Genomic DNA, 25,948 nt, shown 5'->3' with positions numbered 1-25,948 from the left:
TCGGCAACGGTCGGTGGGGAAGCCGACCGTCGGGAGGTCCCAGCCGATGATCGTCTGTCTCGATCGGGAGGGGGCCGGCACCCGGCCCCGTCACCACCAGGTGACCTGGGCCGGCCGGTCCAACCCAACACGCTCGCGGGTGCCGCGGGCGAGGAGCGCGCCGTGACCGACACCGTACGTACCTACGTCCTCGACACCTCGGTTCTGCTGTCCGATCCGTGGGCCGTCACCCGCTTCGCCGAGCACCGCGTGGTGCTCCCCATCGCGGTCATCAGCGAGCTGGAGGGCAAACGCAATCATCCCGAGCTGGGCTACTTCGCGCGGGAGGCCCTCCGGTTGCTCGAGGACCTGCGGCTGCGGCACGGGCGCCTCGACGGCGACATCACCGTCACCGACGTCGGCGGCACCCTGCGGGTCGAGCTCAACCACACCGACCAGGCGGTGCTGCCGTCCGGATTCCGTGACACCGGCAACGACTCCCGGATCCTGGCGTGTGCGCTCAATCTGCGGGCCGAGGGCGCCGACACCGTGCTCGTGTCCAAGGACGTCCCCCTGCGGGTCAAGGCGGGTTCGGTGGGTCTGCCGGCCGACGAGTACCACGCCCAGGACGTCGTGCTGACCGGGTACAGCGGGGTCGCCGACCTGCCGGCCACCCAGGACCTCGTCGACACCCTGTTCTCGGAGGGCCGCGCCTCGGGCCTCGCAGCCCGGGCCGCGGGACTGGAGAGCGGGACCCCGGTGCACTGCGGCGTCCGCGTCCAGACCGAGTCGTCGTCGGCTCTGGCCCGCGTCGCCGACGACGGCGGGCTCCGGCTGGTCCGTGGAGACGTCGAGGTCTTCGGCCTGCGCGGCCGCTCGGCCGAGCAGCGCATCGCGATCGACTGCCTGCTGGACGAGTCGATCGGGATCGTCTCCCTCGGCGGCCGGGCGGGCACCGGCAAATCGGCGCTGGCGCTGTGCGCGGGCCTCGAGTCGGTCCTGGAGCGGCGTCGTCACCGCAAGATCGTCGTGTTCCGCCCGCTGTACGCCGTGGGCGGGCAGGAACTGGGGTACCTGCCCGGCAGCGAGTCGGAGAAGATGTCGCCGTGGTCCCAGGCCGTGTTCGACACCCTCGAGGGACTGGTCAGCGAGAACGTCATCGACGAGGTCATGGACCGGGACATCCTCGAGGTGCTACCGCTGACCCACATCCGCGGCAGGAGCCTGCACGACTCGTTCGTGATAGTCGACGAGGCGCAGTCGCTCGAGCGGAACGTGCTGCTCACCGTGCTCTCGCGGCTGGGGACCGGGTCGCGGGTCGTCCTCACCCACGACGTGGCCCAGCGGGACAACCTCCGTGTCGGTCGGCACGACGGCATCCAGGCGGTCGTGGAGAAGCTCAAGGGGCACCCATTGTTCGCCCACGTCACCCTCAACCGCTCGGAGCGTTCCGCCATCGCCGAACTCGTCACCACGATGCTGGAGGAATTCCACCCCGAGGGAGCTTCCGGGGAGCTGCGACGCATCCACGCCGCCTGACTGCAGGCTCCGGCGACCGTGGGATGATGCGGGTCCGGGCGAGCGAGCCCGGGCCCGCATCGTGCATGCCGTATCGGAGGTCTCCCATGTCCCGACGCTCGTCGCCGGCGTCCGCGCTCTGGCTGCTCACCGCCTGCGTCCTGGGGTTGGCCGCGTGTGGCGAGCAGATCCCGGGTGGCATGCCGGCCGAGGCGCAGTCCCAGACCGCCACGGACCAGGGCGCTGCGGACCAGGTCGGTACGGGCCAGGTCGGTGCGGGCCAGACCGGCGCGGACCCGGGCGCGGCCGCTCCCGCCGCGGGGTCCGATGCGGACGACCCGATCGTGGTGAAGATCGGCGAGGAGGAGTTCCTCACGAACATGGCCATCTATCGCCGGTACGACGACGCGAAGGAGACCGTGCTCGCGCTCGGGGCGCCGGTGGCCCCGGCAGAGGTGCTCGAGGGTGGCAAGAAGCAGGACTTCGCCAACGGGGCCATCTTCTGGTCACCGCAGACCGGTGCGCAGATCGTCCGCGGGCAGATCCTCGCCACCTATCGCGACAACGGCGGACCCGCCGGTCGGTTGGGGTGGCCGGTGAGCGACGAGATCGCCGACGGCGAGGTCATCTACTCGGACTTCCAACGCGGACAGATCCGCCTCGAGGATCAGGCCATCCGGGTGGTCGAGCACTCCGGCTGACCCCCGAACACGACGCGCCGCGGGCCGGGCGCGCCGAGCCCGGGCCGCGGCGCACATCGCGGTACGCACTCATGGGAGGCGGCGTCAGCGCTCGCGGTCGAGACCCGTCATCCCCAGGACGTCGAGGCGCCGGTCGAGCTCGGACTCGGACAGTGGATCGGGGACGAAGCCGAGCGCGATGACGGCCTCGCGGATGGTGATCCCCTCGGCGAGGGCGTGCTTGGCGACCCGGGCGGCCTCCTCGTAGCCGATCGCCGAGTTCAGCGGCGTGACGATCGAGGGGGAGGACTCGGCGAGCCGTCGCATGCGATCGGTGTCCGGCTCGATCCCGTCGATGCAGCGCTCGGCGAACAGCGTGGACGAGTTCGCGAGGATCCGGACCGACTCGAGCACGTTGCGCGCCATCACCGGGATCGCGGTGTTGAGCTCGAAGGCGCCGCTCGCACCGGCCCACGCCACGGCCGCGTCGTTCCCCACGACCTGGGCGGCGACCTGCGCGACCGTCTCACACAGCACCGGGTTGACCTTGCCGGGCATGATCGACGACCCCGGCTGCAGGTCCGGAAGGTGGATCTCCGACAGCCCGGTCATGGGTCCCGACCCCATCCACCGGATGTCGTTCGCGATCTTGGTGAGCGAGACGGCGACGGAACGCAGGGCCCCGGACAGCTCGACAAGGCCGTCGCGGGCGGCCTGGGCCTCGAACGGATCTGCCGCCAGACGGAGCTCCTCCAGACCGGTGAGGGAGCGCAGCTCCTCGACCACAGCGGAGCCGAAGCCGTCGGGGGCGTTGAGGCCCGTGCCGGCGGCGGTTCCACCGATCGGCAACTCGCCGACACGGGGCAACGTCCCGCAGACGCGCTCGACCCCGGCGCGGATCTGCCGGGCGTATCCGGCGAACTCCTGTCCGAGCGTCACCGGCACGGCGTCCATCAGGTGGGTGCGCCCGGGCTTGACCACCTCGCGCCACTGACCGGCCTTGGTCTCGAAGGACTCGGCGAGGGTGTTCAGCGCGGGCACGAGATCGGCGATCACGACCTCCGTGGCCGCGACGTGGGTCGCCGTCGGGAAGGTGTCATTGGACGACTGTGACATGTTCACGTCGTCGTTGGGGTGCACGGTGACGCCCTCTGCCGCGCAGAGCGAGGCGATGACCTCGTTGGTGTTCATGTTGGAACTCGTGCCCGAGCCGGTCTGGAACACGTCGACGGGGAAGTGCTCGTCCAGTTCACCCTCGGCGATGCGGCCGGCTGCGGCGACGATCGCGTCGACCTTGTCCCGGTCGAGCAGTCCCAGCCGACCGTTGACCGTCGCACAGGCGGACTTGAGCAGACCGAGCGCGCGGATCTGCGCTCGTTCGAGCCCGCTGCCCGAGACGGGGAAGTTCTCGACGGCACGCTGGGTCTGTGCCCGCCAGAGAGCGTCGACGGGGACCCGGACCTCGCCCATCGTGTCGTGTTCGATACGGAATTCAGTTTGATCGGCCATACCGGTCAGACTAGGCGCGCCCGCCGCACCGTGCAGGAGGACGGAAGCGGCGGGCGCGGGGTGCCTGGAGGGATCAGTTGCCGCCGGCGGCCTGGCCGTAGTCGACGGCGGAGAACTCGCGGAGCTTCTCCATCTTGTGGCGCCCCTCGACGTGGCGGACGGTGCCCGACTTGGACCGCATCACCAGCGAGCGGGTGACGGCGCCGTTGGCGCGGTAGCTCACACCGCGGACCATGTCGCCGTTGGTGATGCCGGTGGCGGCGAAGAAGCAGTTGTCGCCCTTGACCAGGTCATCCGTGCCGAGGATCGCGTCGACGTCGAGTCCGGCGTCGACCGCCTTCTGGCGCTCCGCCTCGTCCTGCGGCCACAGCTGGCCCTGGATCTCGCCGCCCATGCACTTCAGCGCGCACGCGGTGATGATCCCCTCCGGGGTACCGCCGATGCCCATGAGCATGTCCACCGAGCTGTCGTCGGAGGCCGCCGCCACACCGCCGGCGACGTCGCCGTCCATGATGAGCCGGACCTTGGCGCCCGCGGCCCGGATCTCGGCGATGAGCTCGGCGTGACGCGGCCGGTCGAGCACGCACACCGTCATGTCCCCGACATCGATGTTCTTGGCCTCCGCGACCGAGCGGATGTTCCACTCGGTGGACTTGGCGAGGTCGATCCTGCCCACGGCGTCCGGGCCGACGGCGATCTTGCGCATGTAGAACACGGCGGACGGATCGAACATCGACCCGCGCTCGGCGACCGCGATCACCGCGATCGAGTTGGGCCGGCCCTCCGCCATGAGCCGCGTGCCGTCGATGGGGTCCACGGCCACGTCGACGGCCGGCCCCTCGCCGGTGCCGACCTTCTCACCGTTGTAGAGCATGGGCGCCTCGTCCTTCTCGCCCTCACCGATCACCACGACGCCATCCATGTCGACGGTGGAGATGAGCTCGCGCATCGCGTCCACCGCGGCGCCGTCGCCACCGTTCTTGTCGCCACGCCCGACCCACCGCCCGGCGGCCAGGGCGGCGGCCTCGGTCACACGGACCAGCTCCATTGCGAGGTTTCGATCGGGACGCTTGGTGGGTGACATAGGTGGTCTGGCTCCTAGTGAACGGTGGAACGGGCGCGACGGTGGCGCGCACGGCCGCGGTGGGGTGTCGGCGCCCATTGTTCCACCTCGGCCACCCCGCCGGGGGCCACGCGCCGGACTCGCCCCGGCCGGGTGGGATACTCGCAGGCGTGGCCGAGGCGAAACCGAGAATCCTGCAGGGCAACCGCGACATGTTCTGGTCGGTGGTGGTGCTCATGGTGATCTGTGGCGTCTTCGCCGGAGTGGCCGGACTGTGCACCTTCAGCCCGTCCGGCCCGCAGCAGGGACAGATCCCCGACTTCGACGCGCGGGCCTCGCTGGAGCAGGACGCCCGGAGCCTGGACTTCCCGATCCGCTCGCCCGAGGTCCCGGAGGGGTGGACCCCCAACTCCGGCCGTGTCCAGGGCTTCGCCGGGACCACGTCCAGCCACGTCGGCTGGGTGACGGGCGAGCGCAGCTACATCGAGCTCGTCCAGTCCGACGCTCCCGAGGACGCGTTCCGGTCACTGGGTGGCGGGCCGAGGCCCAGTCGCACCGTGGTGCCCATCTCCGGGCGCGAGTGGGCCGTCCTCACCGGGGACGACGTCCGGCCGGTGTGGGTGCTCGACCTCGACGGCGTCCGCGTGGCCGTCACCGGCTCCGCGCCGACGTCCGACTTCGAGTCACTCGCCGGCGCCGTACAGGACGTCGAGCCGCTGCCCGCGCCGTAGACGCCCGGCGTGCCGTGCACGCGGTGATCGCATCGGGGCGGCGGTAGGTGTTCGCGCCCGGCTGGGCGACGGGATCACCCCCGGCCGGAGTCGCCCTCGTCGTCGTCACCAAGGACGGCGTCGATACGCGCACGCGCGCCGTCGAGGTGTTCGGTGCACCGCTCGGCGAGTTCCTCGCCCCGCTCCCACAACGCCAGTGAGGCGTCCAGGTCCTGACCGCCGGCCTCGAGGATGCGGACCACCTCGATCAACTCGTCGCGGGCCTGCTCGTATCCCAGCTCGGAGACGGGGGTCTGCTCGTCGGACATCAGGACTGCTCCTCGGTCGGTTCGGTGGAAGGGGTGGGTCGGCCGGCGGCGGGTGTCGACCCGAGTGCGGCCGCGGAGATGGAGCCGTCGGAGACGCGGATCCGCAGCTGCGATCCGGGTGGGGCGTCGGCGATCGACGAGACCACCCGGCCGTCGTGGCTCCCGGCGACGGACTGCACCACGGCATAGCCACGGGCCAGGGTGGCGGCGGGACCGAGCGTGGTGAGACGCGCCGACAGGTGGCCCAGCGACGTGGACTCCGAGTCGATGATCCGGGTGATGTCGCGTCGGGCCGCGCGCAGTGCCTCGGCGACGATCTCCGCCCGCGACTCGACGATCCCGTACGGGTTCGCCATGCACGGCCGCGACCGCACGGCCGCCAGCTGGTTGCGCTCCCGGTCCACCCAACCGCGCAGCGCCCGGGCGGTACGGGACCGGGCCTCGGCGATACGACGACGCTCCTCGATCACGTCGGGCACGACCCGTTTGGCCGCATCGGTCGGGGTGGCCGCCCGCAGGTCGGCGACGAGATCCGACAACGGCGAGTCGGGCTCGTGGCCGATCGCGGAGACCACCGGGGTGCGGCACCGCGAGATCGCGCGGATGAGAGCCTCATCGGAGAAGGGGAGCAGGTCCTCGACCGACCCGCCGCCGCGGGCGAGGATGATGACGTCGACGACGGGGTCGGCGTCGAGCTCGGCCAGCGCGTCCAGGATCTGGGGCACGGCCGACACCCCCTGCACCGGGGTGTTGCGCACGGCGAAACGCACGTCCGGCCAGCGGCCGCGGGCCACCTCGACGACGTCGCGTTCGGCGGCGCTCGCCCGGCCGGTGATCAGACCGACGCACGTGGGCAGGAACGGCAGGGGCCGCTTGAGTCGGGGGTCGAACAACCCCTCCGCCGACAGCGCCTGCTTGAGCCGCTCGATGCGGGCGAGGAGCTCGCCCACGCCGACGGGCCGGATCTCCGACACCTGGAGGGAGAACGACCCGCGGCCCGTATAGAAGCGGGGCGTCCCCCGCACGACCACCCGGCTGCCCTCGGTGACCGGCACCGGCGACTCCGAGATGAGCCTGGGTGGACACGTGAGCGTCAGCGAGTTGTCGACGGAGGGGTCACGCAGGGTGAGGAACGCGGTGCGGGTGCCGGGGCGCAGGCTCAGCTGGGTGATCTGACCCTCGACCCACACCGCCCCGAGTCGGTGGATCCACGCGGCGATCTGGTCCGAGACCACCCGGACCGGCCACGGCTGCTCGGCGCTGCTCGGCGTGCGCGGGGACGAGGCCGTCACGCGTCGCGGGGGGCGACGCGGCCGGTCGGCACGTCGGGGTCGTCGTCCCGGTCGCGGGCGGCTCTCGAGGACGACCCGTAGACCCGGTAGGACACGTCCAGGACCTCGTCGGGGTCGGCCTCGTCCTCGTCGAACGTCGCCCACTCCGGCTGGTCGGACCGCGCCGGGAACACCGAGGCGAGCACCTTGTCGCCCTTGACGGCCAGGTCCGTGAGGGTCTGACCGGCGTGGAGATAGGACTGGACCAGGCCGCCGGCGACCCGCACGGGGATCGCGGGCAGCGTGGTGACCGCCTCGACCGCACGGCCGGGCAGGGCCACGACACGCTCCGCCGCGGTGGCGGCGAGACCGATCGATGCACGGGTCAGGAACAGGGGTCGGAGCATGCGGACCTCTCTGCCGGGGGGGCGTGAAGGGAGGCGTAATGGTCGAAATCCAGTATGAACCGTACCCTGGGGACATGACCGAGCAGACCGACATGATCGCCGAACCGGCAACCAAGCGGGTACTTCTCGCGGAACCGCGCGGCTACTGTGCCGGCGTCGACCGAGCCGTCGAGACGGTCGAGAAAGCCCTGGCCAAGCATGGGGCGCCGCTGTACGTCCGTAAGGAGATCGTCCACAACAAGCACGTGGTCGAGTCCTTCACCGACCAGGGCGTGATCTTCGTCGACGAGACCGACGAGGTCCCGCACGGCGCGAACCTGGTGTTCTCCGCGCACGGCGTCTCGCCCGCCGTCCGCGAGAGCGCTCTCCAGCTCGAACTCAAGACGTTCGACGCCACCTGCCCCCTGGTGACCAAGGTCCACACCGAGGTCAAGCGCTTCGCGCGCGAGGGCTACCTCATCCTGCTGGTGGGCCACGAGGGCCACGAGGAGGTCGAGGGGACCGCCGGTGAGGCGCCCGACGTGGTGACGCTGGTCGACGGTCCCGAGTCCGTGGACGCGCTGGACATTCCCGTGGACACCGAGAAGCTGATCTGGCTCTCGCAGACCACGCTCAGCGTGGACGAGACCATGGAGACGGTGCGCCGTCTCAAGCAGAAGTACCCCACGCTCATCGACCCGCCGTCCGACGACATCTGCTACGCCACGCAGAACCGTCAGGTCGCGGTCAAGACCATGGCCCCGCAGTGCGACCTGGTGATCGTGGTGGGGTCACAGAACTCGTCCAACTCCGTGCGACTGGTGGAGGTCGCGCTGCAGGCGGGAGCCCGCGACGCGCACCTGGTGGACTACGCCAAGGAGATCGACACGTCCTGGTTCGAGGGCGTCACCACCGTCGGCGTGACCTCGGGCGCGTCCGTGCCGGAGATCCTCGTCCGCGGGGTGGTGGACCTGCTCGCCGACCACGGCTTCGGCGACGTCTCCACCGTCCGGACGGCGCAGGAGACCATCACGTTCTCGCTGCCCCGCGAACTGCGGGTCCCCAAGAAGGTCTGATACGCGCCCCCCGCCCGCCGGTAGGTGGCGGGGGAGGACGCGGTAGCCGTCAGCGCCCCGGCGCACCCCGCCTCAACGGCGGGCGTGTGCCGGGGCGCTGCGCTGGACGGGCGGCGCCGCGGGGCGGGCGACCCGCGGCCGCGGCTCCAGCACCAGGGCACGGATCAGGGCGATCGCCACCACCACGACGGTCGTGGTGATCATCAGCGGGAAGCGGGTCGCCAGCGGCAGGATGATCGCCACGAGCTGGGACCGCGAGAAGACGTCCGCGCCCGAACCGACCCCGGAGACGACGTAGACCAGCGGGACCAGCAGGGCCATGATGATCGGTGGCTGCACCCCCGCGACGAACACCGAGCGCCGCGCGACCGCGAGCACGGACACCACGCAGCCGAGGAAGAACGCCACGGTGAAGCCCGCGCCGAGGTCCCCGGAGACCGAGTCGATGGCCACGCCGGTCAGCGAGATCGCCACCGCCAGGAGGACCGCGGTCCAGGCCGGCAGCCCCCGCGTCGAGGACAGCACGGACCGCTCGTCCGCGGGTACCCGTCCACTCCTGCGTCTAGTCACGGGAGAAGACTCTAACCTCCCAGTCGGCGGGCGAGGAAACGGCCGAACCGCCGTAGCGGGTTGGGCTTCTCCGCCTCCTGCTCCTGCGGGGACGGGCGGTAGCCGTCGACCGCCTTCGGATCGACGGGGCCCGCCGCCGGCGGGGGTTCATCCGACAACCCCGGCGCGGCGGTGGTGGAGCCGCCGCCCACCTCGTCGTCGTCGGCCTCCACGGTGACCCCTGCACCAGCACGGGTGGGGACCGGGCGCCGGTGCCCGGCGATGTCGGGGCGCTCGTCGATCATCCCGGCCATGATCGCGGTGCTGCTCTTGCGCAGAGGTGCGAAGCGCGAGCTCGACAGCTCGGCGAGCCACGCTGTCAGACGTCCCTCGTCTGTCGCTGACGCCAGATCCGACGCGGTCACATCACCGGTACGCAGATCGATCTGCTCGTTGATGTAGCGCAGCGCGACCGCCAGTACCGCGAGGAGCGGGACGGCCAGGAACGCGCCGATGATGCCGAACAGCGTGCTCCCCGCGGCCACGCCGAGCAGGATGACCCCCGGGTGCAGGTTCATCGCGCGCGACTGGACGATCGGCTGGAGAACGTTGCCCTCGAGTTGCTGCACCAGAATGATCACGACGAGGACGATGATCGCGGTCGTGAAGCCGTTGGCGACCAGGGCGATGAGGACCGCGAGCGCACCCGCGGTGAAGGCGCCGACGATGGGGATGAACCCGGCGATGAACGTGATGACGGCCAACGCCCACGCCAGCGGTACGCCCAGGATCACCAGAGCCAGACCGATGAGCACCGCGTCGACGAACGACACGATGGCCTGGGCGCGGATGTAGCCGCCGAGGGTGTTCCAGGCGCGGGTCAGGACCTCGGTCAGGTGACGGCCGGCGGTGCGCCCGGAGATGCGGCGGACGAACGGGAGGAACCTCGGCCCGTCCTTGATGAAGAAGAACGTCAGGACCAGAACCAGTACGAGGGTGATCACGAAGGACCCCACCGCGCTGACACCGCTGAACACACCCGAGGCGATCTGGTCACCGCGGTCCTGCAGGGTGGAGCTGAGCTGCTCGAGGACCCCGTCGAGCTGCTCGTCCCGGATGTTCAGCGGCGGTCCGCGCAACCAGTCCTGGACCTGGGTGATCGCCTCCGAGGTCTGGTCGGCGAGCTGCACGCTCTGCTCGACGATCGACGGGGCGATGAGGGCGACCACGCCCGAGACGAGGCCGAGTGACGCGATGATGGACAACAGCGAGGCCAGCGTCTTGGGGACCCTGTGCCGCACCATCCACCCCGTCGGCGGCCACAGCACCGTGGAGACGATGAGCGCCAACAGGATCGGGAGGATGCCGACCCACAGGGCGCCACCGATCCTCGATACCAACCAGCCCGCGACGAGAAGGATGGCCAGTCGCAGGGCCCAGTCGGTGACCCAGCGCCCGCCCAGTCCGATGAGGACGGAACGGTCGACGTGCTGCTCCTGGTCCTCGACGGGGGGACGCGGTTTCGGCTCGTCGGTCATGGGTCACATGATGTCAGAGGTCACGGTGGTGTGCTCCCTGACGAGGCGCCCGACGGCCGCGGGGGAGGAGCCGGGGTGCTGTCCGTAGACTGTGCCCTCGTGAGCCTCACCCTCGGAATCGTCGGACTGCCCAACGTCGGTAAGTCGACCCTGTTCAACGCCCTGACGAACAACGACGTCCTCGCGGCGAACTACCCGTTCGCCACCATCGAGCCCAACGTCGGCGTGGTCGATCTGCCGGACCCACGCCTGAACCGACTCGCGGAGATCTTCGGCTCCGAGCGGATCCTGCCCGCCGTCGTGTCGTTCGTCGACATCGCGGGCATCGTCAAGGGCGCCAGCACCGGTGAAGGGATGGGCAACAAGTTCCTCGCCAACATCCGTGAGGCCGACGCGATCTGCCAGGTCGTCCGCGTCTTCGACGACCCGGACGTCATCCACGTCGACGGCAAGGTCGACCCGATGACCGACATCGAGGTGATCGCCACCGAGCTGATCCTGGCCGACCTGGAGACCATCGAGAAGGCCATCCCGCGGCTCGAGAAGGACTCGCGCAAGGACAAGTCCCTCGTGGCGTTGTTGGACGAGGTCCGCAAGGCGCAGGCCGTGCTCGAGGACGGGCGGACCCTGTTCAGGGCGCAGGACGAGGTGGACCGCACCCTGCTGCGTGACCTGCACCTGATGACCGCCAAGCCGTTCCTCTACGTGTTCAACGCCGACGAGTCCGTGTTGACCAGCGAGGAGCGTCAGGCCGAACTCCGCGCCGCGGTCGCCCCCGCCGACGCGGTCTTCCTCGATGCGAAGGTCGAGGCCGAGCTCCTCGAGCTGGAGGAGGACGACGCCATGGAGCTGCTGGAGTCGATCGGCCAGCACGAGCCGGGCCTCAACTCGCTCGCCCGCGCCGGGTTCCACACCCTGGGCCTGCAGACCTACCTCACCGCCGGCCCCAAGGAGTCGCGCGCCTGGACCATCCGTAAGGGCGACACCGCCCCCAAGGCCGCCGGCGTGATCCACACGGACTTCGAGAAGGGTTTCATCAAGGCCGAGATCGTCTCCTTTGACGACCTCGACGCCGCCGGGTCGATGGCCGCAGCCAAGGCCGCCGGCAAGGTGCGCATGGAGGGCAAGGACTACGTGATGGCCGACGGCGACGTGGTGGAGTTCCGCTTCAACGTGTGAGTCGGCCGGTCACCGAGCATGCATGCCGACGTTGACCACATTGCCTGATGCGTCGCGGTAGAAGAACCGGACGACGCCCCACTTCTCTGATCTAAGTCGGTGCACGATCTGGAGACCTGCCGCCACGGTGCGGTCGCACGCGGTCTGAACGTCGTCCACGAAGATTGAGACGTCTGGGTTCTCCGGGGCTTGTGTCATCGGCGGTGATCAGACTCAGACCGTCAGATCGGGAACGATGCGTTCGATGTTCATGACAGCGCCATCGCCCTCCGCGATTCGCCGCACAAGAGAACGGTGTGTGCCGGGGCTCGGTGGGATGCGGGTTTACCATGCGGTAACCGGGACATCGCACACCTCGGTCCGGATCCGATCACGCGGAACCGCCGCGCCCCAGGAGGGCTTCCATGACCCGCTACCGCTACTTCACAGCCTCGACCCTCGATGGGTTCCTGGCCGACGATGAGCACTCCCTGGCCTGGCTTTTCAAGCACGATATCGACGAGAACGGGCCGGGCAGCACCGCGGCGTTCCTCGTCGATGTGGGAGCCCAGGTCATGGGCTCGTCCACGTATATGTGGGTGCTCGAGCACGACCGTGAGTGGCTGCCGGAGATCCCCACCTTCGTGTTCACCCACCGCAGTCTGGAGGCGGCGAACGAACATGTCTCCTTCGTCGCCGGGGACCCTGTGGATCATCGCGGAGCTCTTGAATCCGCGGCCGGCGGCCGCGATGTGTGGGTGATGGGGGGTGGTGGCATCGCGGCAGAATTCGCGGGGGCCGGGATGCTCGACGAGGAGGTGGTCTCGATCGCGCCCGTGACCCTCGGTTCAGGGAAGCCGCTGTTCGGCGGTGCCTTCGATCCCCAACTCACGGGGTGCGAGCGGAACCGTGACTTCGTGGTGGTCCGGTACGACGTCCAGGGGCCACTGACAAGCCCTTGAAATTGCGCGCGGTTCAGCCCAGCTGACGTGATGAACGCGCGAGCTGTGCCACGGGGTCGCCCGGGATCCGGATGACTGAACCCTGGCTACCTCACTGCCTCGGTGAGGGGCGCGGCAGAAATCTCCTCGCGAACGATGCGTGCGCCCGCGCTGAGCGCGCTCAACTTCGCGAGCGCGATGTCCCGTGGGAAGGGCGCCATCCCGCAGTTCGTACTCGGCAGGAGTTTGTCCGCGTCGACGAACCCGAGTGCCCGCCGGAGAGTGGCGGCGACCTCGTGCGGGGTCTCGACGCGCTCGTCTGCGACGTCGATCGCCCCGAGCATGACCCTCTTGCCCCGGACTAGCTCGACGAGGTCAATCGGGACACGAGAGTTGTGGCACTCCAGCGAGATGATGTCGATGCTGGACTGCTGCAGTAGTGGAAACGACTCCTCGTACTGTCGCCATTCCGACCCGAGGGAGGCCTTCCAGTCGGTGTTGGCCTTGATCCCGTAGCCGTAGCAGATGTGTACCGCGGTCTCCGCGCGGAGTCCCTCGGCTGCTCGTTCCAGTGCCGCCACGCCCCAGTCCTTCATCTCGTCGAAGTAGACGTTGAACGCGGGCTCGTCGAACTGGATGATGTCGATCCCCGCGGCCTCGAGATCTCGGGCCTCCTGGTTGAGGATCGTCGCGAACTCCCACGCCAACTTCTCACGGCTCTTGTAGTGGCCGTCGTAGAGCGTGTCGATCATCGTCATGGGGCCGGGGAGCGCCCACTTGATCGGCTGATCGGTCTGCTGCCGGAGGAACCTCGCGTCGTCGACGAACACGGGCTTTGAGCGGCTCACGTCGCCGATTACTGTGGGCACGCTCGCGTCGTAGCGGTTGCGGATCCGGACGGTCTCGCGCCGATCGAAGTCGACGCCGTCGAGATGCTCGATGAAGGTCGTGACGAAGTGCTGACGGGTCTGCTCGCCGTCGCTGACGATGTCGATGCCGCGGTTGCTCTGTTCGTGGGCTGCGATACGCAGCGCGTCCTGTTTGCCCTCGCTCAGCTCGTCGCCCTGCAACCGCCAGGGCGACCAGAGGACTTCAGGCTGGGCGAGCCACGAGGGCTTGGGCAGGCTGCCGACGGTGGACGTGGGCAGGATCCGGTTCATGGTCGACTTTCCTCCGGTGGTCATCCGACGAGAACGGCGTGGCGGGCGGCCCACTGCTCGAGGAGTTCTCGGTGCGGCTTGATGAAGTGTTCTTCCGTGTACGCGCCCTGCTTCTTCGCGAGCTGACTGCGCTCGTCACGGTCGTAGACAATCGGGGTGCGCGAGTAGTCCTGTTGATCCAAGGACGGCCGGTAGACGTCAGTTGCGGCCGAGTGCGCGTTGTAGATCTCCGGCCGATAGATCTTCTGGAACGTCTCCATGACGCTGATCGTGCCGATGAGCTGCAGGTCCGAGTAGTCGTTGAGCAGTTCGCCGCGGAAATAGAACGCGAGCGGGGCGACCCCGCCGGGTGGCATGAAGTACCTGACCTGGAGCCCCATCTTGTGAAAGTACTCGTCGGTCAACGAGTAGTCGTTCTGCTGGTACTCGGCGCCGAGGACCGGGTGCTGGTAACCGGTCCGGTGGTAGGTCCTGCTCGTCGACACGCTGATGCAGATCACGGGATCCACCTCGAATCGTTCCCCGTACGCCGCGGAGTCGAGAAAGTGCTGAAACAGCTTTCCGTGCAGGACACCGAAGTCGCTGGGCACGGTGAACTCGGAGCTTCCTTCATTGACCGACGGCAGCCGAACGCTGAAGTCGTAGTCGCGGACGTAGGACGAGAAATTGTTGCCCACGATGCCCGGCAGGCGGTGCCCGGTCTGGTGATCGACGATCTGGATATCCAGCACCTCGATCAGGGGGAACCCGTGATCGGCATCGTCCGTATAGAACTGCAGGTCCGCGGAGACGATCTCGAGTTCGACCGAATAGCGGTCCCCGGTCGGGTTATCCCGGCGTGCGAGGTCGTTGAATCGGTGGTTGATCATCGACAGGGTTCGGCGGAGATTCTGCTGCCGGTGCTCGCCGCGAGCCAGGTTCGCGAAGTTCGTGGTGGTCCGAGAGCTCTCCGACGGAGAGTAGTTCTCGTCGAAGCGGGTGGTGGTGATGCTGAACGTGAGTTCGTTCGACATGTACGTCCAATTCAGGGCTTGGTCGGCCGGGCTCGGCGCTGCGGAAATTCTGTATCCCCATCCTGCAGTCCCAGTTCAGGTATCGGGTAACTAACGTTTGCTATGGATCTCTATAGGCTGTAGCTATGCGCAGGGAATCCAGAGGTATCACACTCCAGCAGCTGCACTACTTCATCGAGGTCGCCGCGGAGGGCTCGATCACCGGCGCTGCGGAGTTGCTCTACGTCGCCCAGCCGACCATGTCCGCCGCGATGAAGGACCTCGAATCCAGGGTGGGGCGCACCCTGCTTGCCCGGTCCGCCCGGGGAGTGACGCTGACCGACGAGGGCGCGGAATTCCTCGGCTACGCCCGACAGGTCGTCGAACAGATGTCGCTGCTGGAGCAGCGCTACCTCGGCCAGCCACCCTCACGGCGGTTGCTCGGGGTATCCGCACAGCACTACTCGTTCGTCGTGGAGGCGTTCATCCGGATGGTCAGGTCCGGCGACGCGGAGCAGTACGAGTTCTCGCTCCGGGAGACCCGCACGTGGGACATCATCGAGGACGTCCGGACACTCCGCAGTGAGGTGGGAGTCCTCTACCGGAATGACTTCAACCGCAAGGTCATCGACAAGCTGTTGCGGGACTCCGGGCTGGTGTTCCACCCGCTGTTCACGGCGACCCCGCACGTGTTCATCTCCCGGCAGAACCCCCTGGCCACCACGGACCACGTCACGCTCGAGGATCTCGCAGACCTTCCGCGGCTGACGTTCGACCAGGGCGCGAACAACTCGTTCTACTTCGCCGAGGAGATCCTCTCCACACTCTCCAGTGCCCGGGAGATCCGGGTGTCCGACCGTGCGACCATCTTCAACCTCATGATCGGGCTGGACGGCTACACGATCTCGACCGGCATCATCAGTGACGACCTGGATCCCGAGATCGTCGCCATCCCCCTCGAAGTGGACCAGAGCATCGAGATCGGATGGATCAGCCACTCCGGAATCCCGCTCACCGAACAGGCGCAGCGCTACCTGGCCGAGATGCGGGCCGTCGTGGCCGACTACGGAATCGACCTGCTCGACGCCCGTGAACGCCCGGGCGGGCCTAGTCGGAGTCGGGACGTCGGCGGTTCTCCTTGATGGCACCGCGCCGGCTCTTGGCTTCCAGTCGGCGGCGCTGCGAACCCCGGGTCGGGCGCGTCGGTCGACGGGGAACCGCCGGGGCAACGGCCTCACGAAGAAGCCCGGCGAGACGGACGCGGGCCGCGGCCCGGTTCCGCCGCTGGGAACGCTCCTCGGAGGCCGCGATCGTCAGTACCGTGCCGTCGAGCTGAGAGGCGAAATTGCGCAGCACCCGGGCCCGCTGCGTCTCTTCGAGTGCAGTGGTGGTGGCGAGATCGAGGCTGAGCTGGACCCGCGAATCTGTGGTGTTGACGCCCTGGCCGCCGGGGCCGGAGGAGCGGGAGAACTGCTCGACGAGCTCGACCGCCGGGATCCGGAGGCCGTGTGGTGCCCCGGGCCCCGGCGCGATGAGCAGATCGTCCATGGTGTCATTGTCCCCGCTCGTCCTCAGGCGCCTTTCGCCGCAGAGTCAGTCGACCTCCAGCTCGTACGCGCCAGAGGTGTCAGTGAACAGTGCGGTGTCACCGGGGCGGGCAACGGCAAGGAAATCGGCGCTCCACCGGAACCGGTCGGTGAACGAGCACACGTCCCAGATCTCGTGGTTGGCCGCGTCGTCCATGTACTCCTCGGATTCCAGTCCGGTCACCGATTCGATGCTGTCCCCGACGAACGTCACCCACCGCGGCGGGTGCTGGGCGTGCAGCTTCGACAGGAACACGGGCAATCCGCTCGCTCCACCGGATGCCACGGTGCTCTCCCGGGTCACGTCGAGGAGGGCATCGACGGATCCGGCGGTGTCGACCAGCGCATCCCAGCCGTTGGTCGCCGCGAACCCGGCTTCGGCATCGGTGAGCAGGCGAAGGGTGCGCATGTGTCCGACGACTGTGCCGCCCTCGGTACGGACCTCGTCAAATGTCGAGCCCCCGCGCGATCCCGTCGCCGTGATCGCGGAGATCCCGGTGCCGTTGAGAAACGGGCCGTCGCTGCGCCACGGCGCCTCGACGGGTGGAACGCGCCGGTGGGCGGCGTTGTCGTCACAGACGATCTACAGGGCGACCTGCGCCGCCCCCTGCTGACGCCGCCCCCTGCTGACCGTCGAGAACCTCGACGGCGAGTTCGACCCGCTCACCCGAGTCGGTCGGGAGTCTGGACACGCCGGCGGTCATCACGGTGATCGGTCCGTTCGCAGGACGCTTCTCGATGACCCGGACAGCGCCCCCGATCAGCTCGGGATACATGGAGGGATCCACCCCGAACGCATCGAAGACGTGCATCGGGAAAGCCTCGTCGGCGGTCATGGGCACAGTCTGGCAAGCGACCTGAAGTCCTGGTGTCGAGACCGGTGCGCCGAGCCGGGACGCGTGAAAAGGGGTGCCGGCAGCTGCAGCCGTTCGGGTCGACGTGGCCGCCGGTGATGTCGTCGTCGTCAAAAAACATCGCGGCCACGGATTCCGGGTCCGGCGACAGCTACCCCTGATGCTCGAGACGGGACCTGCGTCGAAGGGACTTGGGGGTCCTGCGGAGCAACACCGCGTCGGACTCATCGAAGGTCTCGGCCGTCCGCGGATCCGCCAGCGCCCATCCCAGGTACAGGTGCGGCATGATCGACGGGTTTCGCCACACCCACACGTCGCGCATCGGCTCACCGAAGATCTCCACGCCACTGATCACATCGCGCTCGGCGAAGCTGTCGCCGAGGCGGAAGGCCCTGTCGCGCTGCGAGGCCTCCAGAACCTCGTCGATCCACGCCGTCACCGCGGCGCGCTGGCGGCGCAACACCTCGGTCGGCACGCGCATATCGAAGACGAACACCATGTCGTCCGGCGTGGTGTCACCGGATGCCTTGTCGCCCAGGCGGATCCGATTGACGAACAGTCCCCAGACCGGAACCCGGAGGGCGGTGAGCACCCCGTGGATGTGCTCCGTCACCACGTCACGGGCCCGGAACCAACGGACCTCGGTGGCCACCCACAAGGTGGTCGCCCAGACCAGGAAGCCGAGCGCCAACACCAGCGCCGCGATCGCCGCCGCCCGCCGGACAGGCCCGTCCTCACCGGGGACGAACTCGGTCAAGGCCACGATCGTCATGAACAGCGCCACATACACAAGCACCGGCCGCAGCGACCACGCCGGAAGGGGAGAGTAGTTCGTGCGGACCTCGGCTGCGGTCCCTGACGGAGGGAGATCGGTCAGCGATGGCACCCACAGATCGGCCAGATCGGGCCGGCGGCCGAGACGGTCGAATATGCCTCGCGGATCGCACGGCCAGGAAGACTTTACAGCCGTCGAAACCGCCTCTCCGCAAGGTGAGAAGCATTAGGGCCTTCGAAGCGGTTCGGCCCGGCGGCTCAGTGGGATTCGTCGTAGAGGGCCCGGGCTTCGAGGACGCTGGGGAGCTCAGACTCGATGATCGCCGTCAGTTGCTGGAGCGGATCGGCGACCCGGAGGCCGAGCGGGGCGAGTGCATAGGTTACGTGCGGCGGGATAGTGCTGTGCACCGTGCGGACGACCATGCCATCCCGTTCGAGGTCGCCCAGAGTCCGGGAGAGCATCCGGTCGCTGATGCCGTCGACGCGGCGCCGGACCTCACTGAAGCGCATGGGCTCGTCGGCCAGCCGTAGCGCCACGATCGTGAGCGCGCCCCACCGGCCGGTGAGGTGCTGCAGGGCTCCCCGAGATGAGCAGCCCCGGGCGAACACGTCGGCCGGGAGGGGCTCGTGGGGCGCGTGGTCAGGGGAGGTCATACCCGCCATCATGGCATACGTAATTGCTAACAAATGAGTTGCGCTAATAGAAAGTTAGTGGCAAAGTGGGTGACGAATCACCAACCAAGTAACCTAAGGAGTTCTTCCCATGCGTATCGCAGTCACCGGAGCAACCGGCCATCTCGGCGGTCTGGTCATCGACTCTCTGCTCGCCCGCGGCGTCGAAGCGTCCGACATCGTCGCCGTGGTCCGTGACGAAGCAAAGGCGGAACCCCTCGCCGCGAAGGGCCTGAAGCTCGGCGTCGCCTCCTATGAGGACGAGGCGGCACTTACCGAGGCGCTCGAGGGCGTCGATCGACTCGTCCTGGTATCGGGTAGTGAGGTGGGCCAGCGCCTCGCGCAGCACACCAACATCATCAATGCCGCCAAGGCCGCCGGGGTCTCGCTGATCGCCTACACCAGCCTGCTCAACCTCGACACCTCCGAGCTGGGCCTGGCCCCCGAGCATCGTGGCACCGAGAAGCTGCTCGCCGACAGTGGAATCGACCACGTCCTGCTCCGCAACGGCTGGTACTGGGAGAACTACGCGTCCGCGCTCGACTCGGGACGAGCGGTCGGAAAATTCTTCGGAGCTGCCGGCGATGCGAAGGTCTCAGGCGCGGCCCGTCGCGACTACGCGGAGGCCGCTGCGGTGGTGGTGACCACCGACGGGCACGTCGGCAAGGTGTATGAGCTCGCCGGAGCGCCGGCTGTGACCTACCCGGAGATCGCTGCCGCGGTGGGCACCGTGATCGGAGCCGATGTCCAGTACGTCAACCAGGCGGTCGGGGAGTACGGGGAGACCCTCAAGGGCTTCGGTCTGCCCGCCGAGGTCGCGGAGATGTTCGCCGGGATGGACCCGGTGATCGCCGGTGGCGCCCTCTACTCGGACAGCACCGACCTGCAGGACCTCATCGGGCGCCCGTCGACCTCCGTGGAGGAGGCTCTCTCGCAGGGATGACGTCCTCGACGTAGTGCCGCGATGGGTCCGTGGCCCGCGTGGTTCCCCGCTCCACTGATGCTGACGAACGATGACGGCCCCGCTTCCTCCATGGGAAGCGGGGCTGTTCTGCTGGTAGTTGCCGCACGCGAGGTGGCGTGCGGGGAAGTCGCGCGGCCCACCGTGCAGCGCAATCGTCCTCTGTAACGCGCTGGGGGAGCAGCAGTCGGTTCGCGGCAACACCGGCGTGACAGAGATCGGCGGAAGCAGATGGCGTCCCAGCATCAGTGGAGTTCAGCGTTCGAATGGAACCCGCCGGCGACCCCCGCTGAGATCGCGCTGGCGGAAGACGAGCACGGAAGGCCACTACCCGCGGCCTACGTCGCACTGGTGACAGTGCACAACGGTGGATTCACCCCGAGCAGCCTGAGCATCCTCGAGGTGGAGGAGATCGTCCAGCGAAACGCGGACTATGAAGTGTCGGAGTACATGCCCGGATACCTCATGATCGGCGACGACGGAGGCGGTACGGCAATCCTTCTCAACGAGGGGGACGGGCGCATCTACGAAGTCGACATGGGGGTCATGGACGAGAGTGAGGCGACGCTGAGTGCGCACTCGCTCGACGAACTCCTGGAGTTCGGCACGGGTCTTGCCGATCGGGGTCCCCGGGCCAGCTGACCTGCCGGGATTCGGCTGGGTGCGGGTCAACGACTAGCGTCCAGGGAAGGTGGCGTCCAGAGCTGGTGACGAGAACCGGCGCCACCGCACACAGGAGGACTGAGTCATGAGTTTTTCCGTCTACCTCGCCGGTGAGATCCACACCGACTGGCGCGAGGAGATCCGGCGCGGTGCCGAAACCGCCGGTCTGGATGTGGTGTTCACCTCCCCCGTCACCGACCATCCGGCCAGCGACGCCGCCGGGGACCATCTGGGGGAGACCGGGAACCAGTTCTGGCGCGACCACCAGTCGGCCAAGGTGAACTCCATCCGCACACGAACCCTGATCGAGCAGGCGGACATGGTGGTGGTCCGTTTCGGGGACAAGTACAAGCAGTGGAACGCCGCCTTTGACGCGGGCTACTGCGCGGCGCTCGGCAAGCCCTACGTGACTCTCCACGATGCCGACATCATCCACCCGCTCAAGGAGGTCGACGCCGAGGCACAGGCGTGGTGTACGACCACCGATCAGGTGGTGGAGACGCTGCAGTACATCCTCAAGCCCTGACCGGGCGGTGCTCCCCGTGCAGCCCGGCCGCGAAGACGGTGCAGCCGTGACGGGTCCTCCGGCGCCTGCCGGGAGCCCGCGACGTCCTTCCCCTATGGGCGGCGCTCGCCCGCGGCGCGAGGATCTGGCCCGGTTCGCCACCGATGACCCGGACGCGATGGACGATGTGCTGCCCGTCGCGCCGGCGCGTCTCCGACTGCTCATCGTGGGAATCAACCCCGGATTGTGGACCGCTGCGGTCAACGCGCCGTTCGCCCGCCCGGGGAACCGCTTCTGGCCCTCACTCCACCGTGCAGGTCTGACCGATGAGCTCGTGGACGCCTCCGCAGGACTCTCGGCCCCGGACGAACGTCAGCTCACCTCGCGAGGGATCGGGGTGACCAACCTCGTCGGTCGTGCCACCGCCAGGGCCGATGAACTCTCTCGCGATGAGCTCCGCGCCGGAGGGGAACGATTGATCTCGCGGGTCCGCGACCTGAGGCCCGCTCTCGTGGCGATCGTGGGGATCACCGCCTACCGGGCGGCCTTCGTGCAGCCGCGGGCGACCACCGGCCCACAGGATGCGTCTGCGATTCGAGGCTGGCCGGCCGGTGTGGCGCTCTGGGTGGTGCCCCAGCCGAGCGGATTGAACGCGCACGAGACCGTCGATTCGCTGGCCGGGTACTGGCGAGAGGTCTGGCGTGTCGTTGAGGGCACGGGTGGTGATCACGGCACCGATGCCCGAGGCATGACGCTGTGAGTCGAGGGTGGCCGGATATCTGTTCACCGGCCGTAAGCACCAGATCCGCGTGCATCTCCAGCACGCCGGGCACCCGATCGCCGGTGACGACCGATACGGGGATCCCCGCTTCAACACTGTTGTGGCCTCTCGCGGCGCACGCGGCCTCCATCTGCACGCCGCGACGATGCTGATCCTGCTGCCGGACGGGACGGACCTGATCGTGTCTGCTCCGATGCCGGGTACCTGGGATCGGCTGCTCACCCGCGGTCTCTAACGTTCGGGGGTTCGGGGAGGTCCCGAGGATCAGCAGGGGTCGATGTGTTCCGCCGTGGTGGTGAGCAGCCGCGCATTTCCTCCGCGGGCCGCCTTGTCGCGGCACAGGGCCACGGTGTCGTGTCCGTGGTCGGTGAAGATGGGATAGACACGGGCGCCGTCCAGGCTGCCGCGCAGCGAGGGGCACCGGCCCGGCATGGCGAACTCGGCACCCGGGTGACGGTCCAGGAGCGCGGCGATGCCCTGCTGGGGACCGGATGACTCCACGTACGACTCGAGGATGAGGATCCCCCTGCCGTCACACGGCGGAACGGAGGCGGTGACCAGAGCGCCCGAGGCCGTGCGGACCCCGCTGACCAGACCGCTGGCACCCATGTAGCCCGATGGCTGCCCGCTGGCGGCGGTCGTGGGGGACGACGATGTGGTGCCGGATCCGGAATCGGGATGATTGGAGTAGTCCCGCTCCGCGAGCACCGTGCCCGCCGTGGTGATGGCCCGGCCCGGGCCGCTGATGGTGAACGAGTTGCCGCCGGAACTGCACTCCAGGGTGGCGGCGTCCGGCTTGGCGCACCGCAGGTCGCCGAACTCCACGGACTGACCGGTCTCGAGCCGGGCGGACACCGGCGGCACTCCCTCGACAAACGTATAGCGCAGTCCTGCCGGGCCGAGTTCCACAGCGCCGGGACGGCCCGGGAAATACTCGGTGAGATCCGGAACCTCCGCCCCCGGCACACCGGTGCAGGTCACCGCCCCGCCCCCGGACACGCACACGCCCACGTACTGACCGCCGGTGGAGTAGTTCCACACATACGTTCCCGCATGGTGCTGCGAGGCGAGAGAGGAGGGATCGATACTGGTCAGCGCGTCGGGGACGGCGGCGGGGGAGGACGCCGTGACCGTGACGGTCTCCGTGGCGGAGGAGGATGACCCCTCGGCCTGTTCCGACGCGTCCTGTCCGACCTGCCCGGACGAACACCCCGCCACCAGCAGGAGCGCGCCCGACACCACCGAGGCTCTCGCCATTCCGACACACCTTTCACACAGCTGACCGTGGAGCCGCTTCGAACCTCGGGAGGCAGGACCGAACTGCACTATCGCACAGCCCTGCGACGCTCCGGACCGGCTCCCGACCCTCCCGCCGATAAGGCCAGCGACTGCTCGCCTGACCAGGCATTTTCTGACCGTCGAGGAGGGCAACCGTGGATTTGAGTATGGACAAGGGCAACCAGTTCGTCGAGGAGACACAGTCGCCCGAGGGCGCCGCCGCGTGGAAGCAACAGTTGGACGAGTTCGCCCCGGGCGCCTCCGATTGGGTGGTGGGCGCGGTGTTCGGCGGCGCCTACCAGCGGCCGGGGATCGAGTTGCGCGACCGTCAGATGCTCACCATGGCGGCCCTCGCGGCGATGGGCGGCACCGAGCCCCAGTTGACCGGGCACATCCGGACCGCGGTCGAGGTGGCCGGCATGACCAAGGAAGAGGTCGCCGAGTGTTTCGTGCACCTCATGCCGTACATCGGCGTGCCCAAGACCCTGGCTGCGATGCGGTGTCTGAGCTCGGCGTTCGGCGAGTGACATGAGCGGAGTCGTCGTCGTAGTCCTCGTCCCACGACACACCGCGCCCCCGTCGGATCACTCCGGCGGGGGCGCGGTGGGGTGGTGCGGGTTCAGCGGGAGATCAGGCGAAGGCGCTGTCGAGGTGGTCGTTGAGCGTCTTGCTCGGACGCATCGCAGCCTTCAGCTTCTCGGTGTCAAGCTGGTAGTAGCCGCCGAGATCGACCGAGTGGCCCTGGACAACCGTCAGCTCCTCGAGGATCCTGTCCTTGTCGGCGTCCAGCTTCTCGGCGAGCGGGGCGAACCGCGCTGCGAGCTCGGCGTCCTCGGTCTGCGCCGCCAGCTCCTGCGCCCAGTACAACGCCAGCCAGAACTGGCTGCCCCGGTTGTCGAGCTCGCCGGTCACGCGCGAGGGCGACTTGCCGTTCTCCAGCAGCTTGCCGGTCGCGGTGTCCAGCGCTTGGGCGAGGATGGTGGCCTTCGGGTTGTCGTACTTGCGACCGAGGTCGTCGAGGCTCGCACCGATCGCGAGGAACTCCCCGAGCGAATCCCAGCGCAAGTGGTTCTCCTCCACCAGCTGCTGGACGTGCTTCGGCGCGGAACCGCCGGCACCCGTCTCGTAGAGCCCACCGCCGGCCATGAGCGGCACGATCGAGAGCATCTTGGCACTGGTGCCCAGCTCGAGGATCGGGAACAGGTCCGTGAGGTAGTCGCGCAGGATATTGCCGGTCACCGAGATGGTGTCCAGGCCGCGCCACGCGCGCTCGAGGGTGTAGCGCATGGCGCGCACCTGCGACATGATCTGGATGTCCAGGCCCTCGGTGTCGTGATCCTGGAGGTACTTGTTGACCAGCGTGATCAGGTTGTTCTCGTGCGGCCGGTACGGGTCGAGCCAGAAGACGGCGGGCATGCCGGAGGCGCGGGCACGGTCCACGGCGAGCTTGACCCAGTCACGGATCGGCGCGTCGTTGACAGTGCACATGCGCCAGATGTCGCCGGCCTCGACCTCCTGAGAGACCAGGACCTCACCAGTCGCGGCGTCGACGATGTTGGCCACGCCGCCGGTCTCGACCTCGAAGGTCTTGTCGTGGCTGCCGTACTCCTCGGCCTTCTGCGCCATGAGTCCGACGTTCGGCACGGTGCCCATGGTGGTGGGGTCGAACGCGCCGTTGGTCTTGCAGAAGTTGATGATCTCCTGGTAGATCCGCGCGAAGGTGGATTCCGGGATGACCGCCTTGGTGTCCTTCTTGCGGCCGTCGGCGCCGTACATCTTGCCGCCGATGCGGATCATCGCGGGCATGGAAGCGTCGACGATCACATCCGAGGGGGAGTGGAAGTTGGAGATGCCGCGGGCCGAGTCGACCATCGCGAGCTCCGGCCGCTGCTCGTGGCAGCGGTGCAGCTCCTCGATGATCTCTTCCTTCTTGGCCGAGGGCAGGGTGTCGATCTTTGCGTACAGATCGCCCATGCCGTTGTTGACGTTGATGCCGAGCTCATCAAACAGCTCGCCGTACTTTTCGAAGGCGTCCTTGTAGAACACGCGGACGGCGTGCCCGAACACGATCGGGTGGCTCACCTTCATCATGGTGGCCTTGACGTGCAGCGAGAACATGACGCCGGTCTCCTTGGCGTCATTGAGTTGTTCCTCGTAGAACTCCAGCAGAGCCTTCTTGCTCATGAACATGGAGTCCACGACGGTGCCCTTCTGCAGCGGCACGGTCTTGAGGACCTCGGTCTTCCCGTCGGGCGTCACGACCTCCATGCGGGCATCGCAGTCACGGTCGAGGATGATCGACTTCTCGCCGGCGTAGAAGTCGCCGTGGGTCATGTGCGCGACGTGGGTCTGCGAGGCCATGGACCACTTGCCCATGGAGTGCGGGTTGGCCTTGGCGTACTCCTTGACGGCCTTCGGGGCACGACGGTCGGAGTTGCCCTGGCGTAGGACCGGGTTGACTGCACTTCCGAGGATGCCGGAGTACCGCTTGGCGGTCTCCTTCTCCTCGTCGGTCTGAGGGTCCCACGGGAAGTCGGGAATGTCGTAACCCTGCGACTGCAGCTCTGCGATCGCCTTGGTGAGCTGCGGGACGGAGGCGCTGATGTTGGGCAGCTTGATGATGTTGGTGTCCGGGTGCTGGGTCAGACGACCGAGCTCGGCAAGGTTGTCCTGCACCTTCTGCTCGTCGGTGAGTCGCTCGGGGAACGCACCGAGGATGCGCGCGGCCACCGAGATGTCACTGGTCTCGACGGCGATACCGGCGGGCTCGGCAAAAGTGCGGAGGACCGGGAGGAACGCCTCGGTCGCGAGTCGCGGGGCCTCATCGGTGAGGGTGTAAATGATCTTCTGGGGACCTTGGGTCATGGATGTCGACTCTTCTCGTTTCGGGCTGATCGTGTTCTTGTGGAACTGCGCCATCTGGCCGCCCACCATCATCCCCCAGGTCGGACCGACGGTGTCGGAGCCCGGGCGGGCCGATGGGCGCCCCGTTCCGCGCGTACGGACCGGGAGTCG

At 68.2% G+C, this 25,948-nt stretch carries 30 protein-coding genes; 13 read left to right on the top strand and 17 right to left on the bottom strand.

The annotated features are described in order from the left end of the window. The first annotated feature begins 162 nt into the window (after positions 1–162). A complete protein-coding gene (locus VZF99_RS09725) occupies positions 163–1,518 on the top strand; it encodes a PhoH family protein (RefSeq protein ID WP_067715613.1) in 1,356 nt (451 codons plus the stop codon). An 86-nt stretch (positions 1,519–1,604) separates the two neighbouring features. Further along, on the top strand, positions 1,605–2,198 hold the full coding sequence (locus tag VZF99_RS09720; RefSeq protein ID WP_185950321.1) for a hypothetical protein: 594 nt from the start codon (positions 1,605–1,607) through the stop codon (positions 2,196–2,198). A gap of 84 nt (positions 2,199–2,282) precedes the next feature. On the opposite strand, the gene VZF99_RS09715 is transcribed toward VZF99_RS09720, so the two are convergent. Further along, complete coding sequence (locus VZF99_RS09715) at positions 2,283–3,686, bottom strand: class II fumarate hydratase (protein ID WP_067715607.1); 1,404 nt, start codon at positions 3,684–3,686, stop codon at positions 2,283–2,285. A 73-nt stretch (positions 3,687–3,759) separates the two neighbouring features. Then, the gene (glpX, locus tag VZF99_RS09710) at positions 3,760–4,770 is read right to left on the bottom strand and encodes a class II fructose-bisphosphatase (RefSeq protein WP_067715604.1); all 1,011 of its coding nucleotides are present in this window, start codon (positions 4,768–4,770) and stop codon (positions 3,760–3,762) included. A 149-nt stretch (positions 4,771–4,919) separates the two neighbouring features. On the opposite strand from glpX, the gene VZF99_RS09705 reads away from it, so the two are divergent. Then, on the top strand, positions 4,920–5,480 hold the full coding sequence (locus tag VZF99_RS09705) for a DUF4245 domain-containing protein (RefSeq protein ID WP_407334626.1): 561 nt from the start codon (positions 4,920–4,922) through the stop codon (positions 5,478–5,480). 74 nt (positions 5,481–5,554) lie between these two features. Here VZF99_RS09705 and VZF99_RS09700 read toward each other — a convergent pair whose 3' ends face one another. From VZF99_RS09700 to VZF99_RS09690, 3 genes are read right to left on the bottom strand one after another with little or no spacing between them, the layout of a single operon-like run. Beyond that, complete coding sequence (locus tag VZF99_RS09700; RefSeq protein ID WP_067715599.1) at positions 5,555–5,788, bottom strand: exodeoxyribonuclease VII small subunit; 234 nt, start codon at positions 5,786–5,788, stop codon at positions 5,555–5,557. After that, entirely contained in the window at positions 5,788–7,080 is a 1,293-nt protein-coding gene (gene xseA / locus VZF99_RS09695) for an exodeoxyribonuclease VII large subunit (RefSeq protein WP_069390313.1), read from the bottom strand. The genes VZF99_RS09700 and xseA overlap by 1 nt, the downstream gene beginning before the upstream one ends. Beyond that, the gene (locus VZF99_RS09690) at positions 7,077–7,466 is read right to left on the bottom strand and encodes a hypothetical protein (RefSeq protein ID WP_067715593.1); all 390 of its coding nucleotides are present in this window, start codon (positions 7,464–7,466) and stop codon (positions 7,077–7,079) included. The genes xseA and VZF99_RS09690 overlap by 4 nt, the downstream gene beginning before the upstream one ends. A 74-nt stretch (positions 7,467–7,540) precedes the next feature. Here VZF99_RS09690 and VZF99_RS09685 point away from each other — a divergent pair, with 74 nt between their 5' ends. Further along, positions 7,541–8,521, top strand: coding sequence for a 4-hydroxy-3-methylbut-2-enyl diphosphate reductase (locus VZF99_RS09685; RefSeq protein ID WP_069390312.1), 981 nt, complete (start codon positions 7,541–7,543; stop codon positions 8,519–8,521). 72 nt (positions 8,522–8,593) lie between these two features. Here VZF99_RS09685 and VZF99_RS09680 read toward each other — a convergent pair whose 3' ends face one another. Further along, positions 8,594–9,091, bottom strand: coding sequence for a DUF6542 domain-containing protein (locus VZF99_RS09680; RefSeq protein ID WP_208636639.1), 498 nt, complete (start codon positions 9,089–9,091; stop codon positions 8,594–8,596). Positions 9,092–9,102: 11 nt separating this feature from the next. Then, positions 9,103–10,608 carry an AI-2E family transporter gene (locus tag VZF99_RS09675; protein ID WP_120283731.1) on the bottom strand — a complete coding sequence of 502 codons (1,506 nt, stop codon included), beginning with the start codon at positions 10,606–10,608 and terminating at the stop codon, positions 9,103–9,105. A 99-nt stretch (positions 10,609–10,707) separates the two neighbouring features. Here VZF99_RS09675 and ychF point away from each other — a divergent pair, with 99 nt between their 5' ends. Further along, positions 10,708–11,787 carry a redox-regulated ATPase YchF gene (ychF, locus tag VZF99_RS09670; RefSeq protein WP_407334625.1) on the top strand — a complete coding sequence of 360 codons (1,080 nt, stop codon included), beginning with the start codon at positions 10,708–10,710 and terminating at the stop codon, positions 11,785–11,787. A gap of 9 nt (positions 11,788–11,796) precedes the next feature. Here the strand turns inward: ychF and VZF99_RS09665 are convergent, their stop codons facing one another. Then, positions 11,797–11,946, bottom strand: coding sequence for a VOC family protein (locus tag VZF99_RS09665; protein ID WP_167457810.1), 150 nt, complete (start codon positions 11,944–11,946; stop codon positions 11,797–11,799). Between the two features lie 245 nt (positions 11,947–12,191). Here VZF99_RS09665 and VZF99_RS09660 point away from each other — a divergent pair, with 245 nt between their 5' ends. Further along, positions 12,192–12,728: a dihydrofolate reductase family protein gene (locus tag VZF99_RS09660; protein ID WP_120283730.1), complete on the top strand. Its 537-nt coding sequence runs from the start codon at positions 12,192–12,194 to the stop codon at positions 12,726–12,728. 86 nt (positions 12,729–12,814) lie between these two features. Here VZF99_RS09660 and VZF99_RS09655 read toward each other — a convergent pair whose 3' ends face one another. Together VZF99_RS09655 and VZF99_RS09650 are read right to left on the bottom strand one after the other, a co-directional pair. After that, on the bottom strand, positions 12,815–13,867 hold the full coding sequence (locus tag VZF99_RS09655) for a methionine synthase (RefSeq protein WP_120283728.1): 1,053 nt from the start codon (positions 13,865–13,867) through the stop codon (positions 12,815–12,817). Between the two features lie 20 nt (positions 13,868–13,887). Further along, the gene (locus VZF99_RS09650) at positions 13,888–14,880 is read right to left on the bottom strand and encodes a putative oxygenase MesX (RefSeq protein ID WP_119191746.1); all 993 of its coding nucleotides are present in this window, start codon (positions 14,878–14,880) and stop codon (positions 13,888–13,890) included. 125 nt (positions 14,881–15,005) lie between these two features. Here VZF99_RS09650 and VZF99_RS09645 point away from each other — a divergent pair, with 125 nt between their 5' ends. Beyond that, complete coding sequence (locus VZF99_RS09645) at positions 15,006–16,001, top strand: LysR family transcriptional regulator (protein WP_120283726.1); 996 nt, start codon at positions 15,006–15,008, stop codon at positions 15,999–16,001. On the opposite strand, the gene arfB is transcribed toward VZF99_RS09645, so the two are convergent. From arfB to VZF99_RS09620, 5 genes are all read right to left on the bottom strand, one after another. Continuing rightward, complete coding sequence (gene arfB, locus VZF99_RS09640) at positions 15,967–16,407, bottom strand: alternative ribosome rescue aminoacyl-tRNA hydrolase ArfB (protein WP_120283724.1); 441 nt, start codon at positions 16,405–16,407, stop codon at positions 15,967–15,969. The genes VZF99_RS09645 and arfB overlap by 35 nt on opposite strands. A gap of 45 nt (positions 16,408–16,452) precedes the next feature. Then, a complete protein-coding gene (locus VZF99_RS09635; protein WP_407334624.1) occupies positions 16,453–16,854 on the bottom strand; it encodes a hypothetical protein in 402 nt (133 codons plus the stop codon). A gap of 163 nt (positions 16,855–17,017) precedes the next feature. Then, the gene (locus tag VZF99_RS09630) at positions 17,018–17,281 is read right to left on the bottom strand and encodes a hypothetical protein (protein ID WP_407334623.1); all 264 of its coding nucleotides are present in this window, start codon (positions 17,279–17,281) and stop codon (positions 17,018–17,020) included. Between the two features lie 169 nt (positions 17,282–17,450). Next, positions 17,451–18,071 (bottom strand): hypothetical protein, encoded by a 621-nt coding sequence (locus tag VZF99_RS09625; protein ID WP_407334622.1) that lies wholly within the window; start codon positions 18,069–18,071, stop codon positions 17,451–17,453. 260 nt (positions 18,072–18,331) lie between these two features. After that, the gene (locus VZF99_RS09620; protein ID WP_407334621.1) at positions 18,332–18,727 is read right to left on the bottom strand and encodes a winged helix-turn-helix transcriptional regulator; all 396 of its coding nucleotides are present in this window, start codon (positions 18,725–18,727) and stop codon (positions 18,332–18,334) included. A gap of 109 nt (positions 18,728–18,836) precedes the next feature. On the opposite strand from VZF99_RS09620, the gene VZF99_RS09615 reads away from it, so the two are divergent. The 5 genes from VZF99_RS09615 (at position 18,837) to VZF99_RS09595 (ending at position 21,890) form a co-directional block, all read left to right on the top strand. Continuing rightward, entirely contained in the window at positions 18,837–19,688 is an 852-nt protein-coding gene (locus VZF99_RS09615) for an SDR family oxidoreductase (protein WP_120283720.1), read from the top strand. Positions 19,689–19,937: 249 nt separating this feature from the next. Further along, the gene (locus tag VZF99_RS09610) at positions 19,938–20,348 is read left to right on the top strand and encodes an SMI1/KNR4 family protein (protein WP_271798895.1); all 411 of its coding nucleotides are present in this window, start codon (positions 19,938–19,940) and stop codon (positions 20,346–20,348) included. Between the two features lie 106 nt (positions 20,349–20,454). Beyond that, complete coding sequence (locus VZF99_RS09605) at positions 20,455–20,895, top strand: YtoQ family protein (protein WP_407334620.1); 441 nt, start codon at positions 20,455–20,457, stop codon at positions 20,893–20,895. A gap of 94 nt (positions 20,896–20,989) precedes the next feature. Then, complete coding sequence (locus VZF99_RS09600; protein ID WP_407334619.1) at positions 20,990–21,634, top strand: mismatch-specific DNA-glycosylase; 645 nt, start codon at positions 20,990–20,992, stop codon at positions 21,632–21,634. A gap of 7 nt (positions 21,635–21,641) precedes the next feature. Further along, positions 21,642–21,890, top strand: a complete 249-nt coding sequence (locus VZF99_RS09595) for a hypothetical protein (RefSeq protein WP_253001985.1) — start codon at positions 21,642–21,644, stop codon at positions 21,888–21,890. 29 nt (positions 21,891–21,919) lie between these two features. Here the strand turns inward: VZF99_RS09595 and VZF99_RS09590 are convergent, their stop codons facing one another. Then, positions 21,920–22,912, bottom strand: a complete 993-nt coding sequence (locus VZF99_RS09590; RefSeq protein WP_407334618.1) for a hypothetical protein — start codon at positions 22,910–22,912, stop codon at positions 21,920–21,922. Between the two features lie 176 nt (positions 22,913–23,088). On the opposite strand from VZF99_RS09590, the gene VZF99_RS09585 reads away from it, so the two are divergent. Further along, positions 23,089–23,460 (top strand): carboxymuconolactone decarboxylase family protein, encoded by a 372-nt coding sequence (locus tag VZF99_RS09585; RefSeq protein WP_407334617.1) that lies wholly within the window; start codon positions 23,089–23,091, stop codon positions 23,458–23,460. Between the two features lie 103 nt (positions 23,461–23,563). Here VZF99_RS09585 and VZF99_RS09580 read toward each other — a convergent pair whose 3' ends face one another. Continuing rightward, complete coding sequence (locus tag VZF99_RS09580) at positions 23,564–25,798, bottom strand: NADP-dependent isocitrate dehydrogenase (protein ID WP_185950335.1); 2,235 nt, start codon at positions 25,796–25,798, stop codon at positions 23,564–23,566. Positions 25,799–25,948 lie beyond the last annotated feature (150 nt).

Source organism: Dietzia kunjamensis, assembly GCF_045689975.1.
Taxonomy (GTDB): domain Bacteria; phylum Actinomycetota; class Actinomycetes; order Mycobacteriales; family Mycobacteriaceae; genus Dietzia; species Dietzia kunjamensis.
Note: the sequence above shows the minus strand (reverse complement) of the source record. Positions and strands in the feature narration are given on the sequence as shown.

What these genes read in the sequence shown, in the direction of transcription:
- VZF99_RS09720 (WP_185950321.1), top strand. Translation starts at nt 1,605, where the DNA reads ATGTCCCGACGCTCGTCGCCGGCGTCCGCGCTCTGGCTGCTCACCGCC.
- VZF99_RS09715 (WP_067715607.1), bottom strand. Translation starts at nt 3,686, where the DNA reads ATGGCCGATCAAACTGAATTCCGTATCGAACACGACACGATGGGCGAG.
- glpX (WP_067715604.1), bottom strand. Translation starts at nt 4,770, where the DNA reads ATGTCACCCACCAAGCGTCCCGATCGAAACCTCGCAATGGAGCTGGTC.
- VZF99_RS09700 (WP_067715599.1), bottom strand. Translation starts at nt 5,788, where the DNA reads ATGTCCGACGAGCAGACCCCCGTCTCCGAGCTGGGATACGAGCAGGCC.
- VZF99_RS09690 (WP_067715593.1), bottom strand. Translation starts at nt 7,466, where the DNA reads ATGCTCCGACCCCTGTTCCTGACCCGTGCATCGATCGGTCTCGCCGCC.
- VZF99_RS09685 (WP_069390312.1), top strand. Translation starts at nt 7,541, where the DNA reads ATGACCGAGCAGACCGACATGATCGCCGAACCGGCAACCAAGCGGGTA.
- VZF99_RS09675 (WP_120283731.1), bottom strand. Translation starts at nt 10,608, where the DNA reads ATGACCGACGAGCCGAAACCGCGTCCCCCCGTCGAGGACCAGGAGCAG.
- VZF99_RS09660 (WP_120283730.1), top strand. Translation starts at nt 12,192, where the DNA reads ATGACCCGCTACCGCTACTTCACAGCCTCGACCCTCGATGGGTTCCTG.
- VZF99_RS09655 (WP_120283728.1), bottom strand. Translation starts at nt 13,867, where the DNA reads ATGAACCGGATCCTGCCCACGTCCACCGTCGGCAGCCTGCCCAAGCCC.
- VZF99_RS09650 (WP_119191746.1), bottom strand. Translation starts at nt 14,880, where the DNA reads ATGTCGAACGAACTCACGTTCAGCATCACCACCACCCGCTTCGACGAG.
- VZF99_RS09645 (WP_120283726.1), top strand. Translation starts at nt 15,006, where the DNA reads ATGCGCAGGGAATCCAGAGGTATCACACTCCAGCAGCTGCACTACTTC.
- arfB (WP_120283724.1), bottom strand. Translation starts at nt 16,407, where the DNA reads ATGGACGATCTGCTCATCGCGCCGGGGCCCGGGGCACCACACGGCCTC.
- VZF99_RS09635 (WP_407334624.1), bottom strand. Translation starts at nt 16,854, where the DNA reads ATGCGCACCCTTCGCCTGCTCACCGATGCCGAAGCCGGGTTCGCGGCG.
- VZF99_RS09630 (WP_407334623.1), bottom strand. Translation starts at nt 17,281, where the DNA reads ATGACCGCCGACGAGGCTTTCCCGATGCACGTCTTCGATGCGTTCGGG.
- VZF99_RS09625 (WP_407334622.1), bottom strand. Translation starts at nt 18,071, where the DNA reads ATGACGATCGTGGCCTTGACCGAGTTCGTCCCCGGTGAGGACGGGCCT.
- VZF99_RS09620 (WP_407334621.1), bottom strand. Translation starts at nt 18,727, where the DNA reads ATGACCTCCCCTGACCACGCGCCCCACGAGCCCCTCCCGGCCGACGTG.
- VZF99_RS09615 (WP_120283720.1), top strand. Translation starts at nt 18,837, where the DNA reads ATGCGTATCGCAGTCACCGGAGCAACCGGCCATCTCGGCGGTCTGGTC.
- VZF99_RS09610 (WP_271798895.1), top strand. Translation starts at nt 19,938, where the DNA reads ATGGCGTCCCAGCATCAGTGGAGTTCAGCGTTCGAATGGAACCCGCCG.
- VZF99_RS09605 (WP_407334620.1), top strand. Translation starts at nt 20,455, where the DNA reads ATGAGTTTTTCCGTCTACCTCGCCGGTGAGATCCACACCGACTGGCGC.
- VZF99_RS09600 (WP_407334619.1), top strand. Translation starts at nt 20,990, where the DNA reads ATGGGCGGCGCTCGCCCGCGGCGCGAGGATCTGGCCCGGTTCGCCACC.
- VZF99_RS09590 (WP_407334618.1), bottom strand. Translation starts at nt 22,912, where the DNA reads ATGGCGAGAGCCTCGGTGGTGTCGGGCGCGCTCCTGCTGGTGGCGGGG.
- VZF99_RS09580 (WP_185950335.1), bottom strand. Translation starts at nt 25,798, where the DNA reads ATGACCCAAGGTCCCCAGAAGATCATTTACACCCTCACCGATGAGGCC.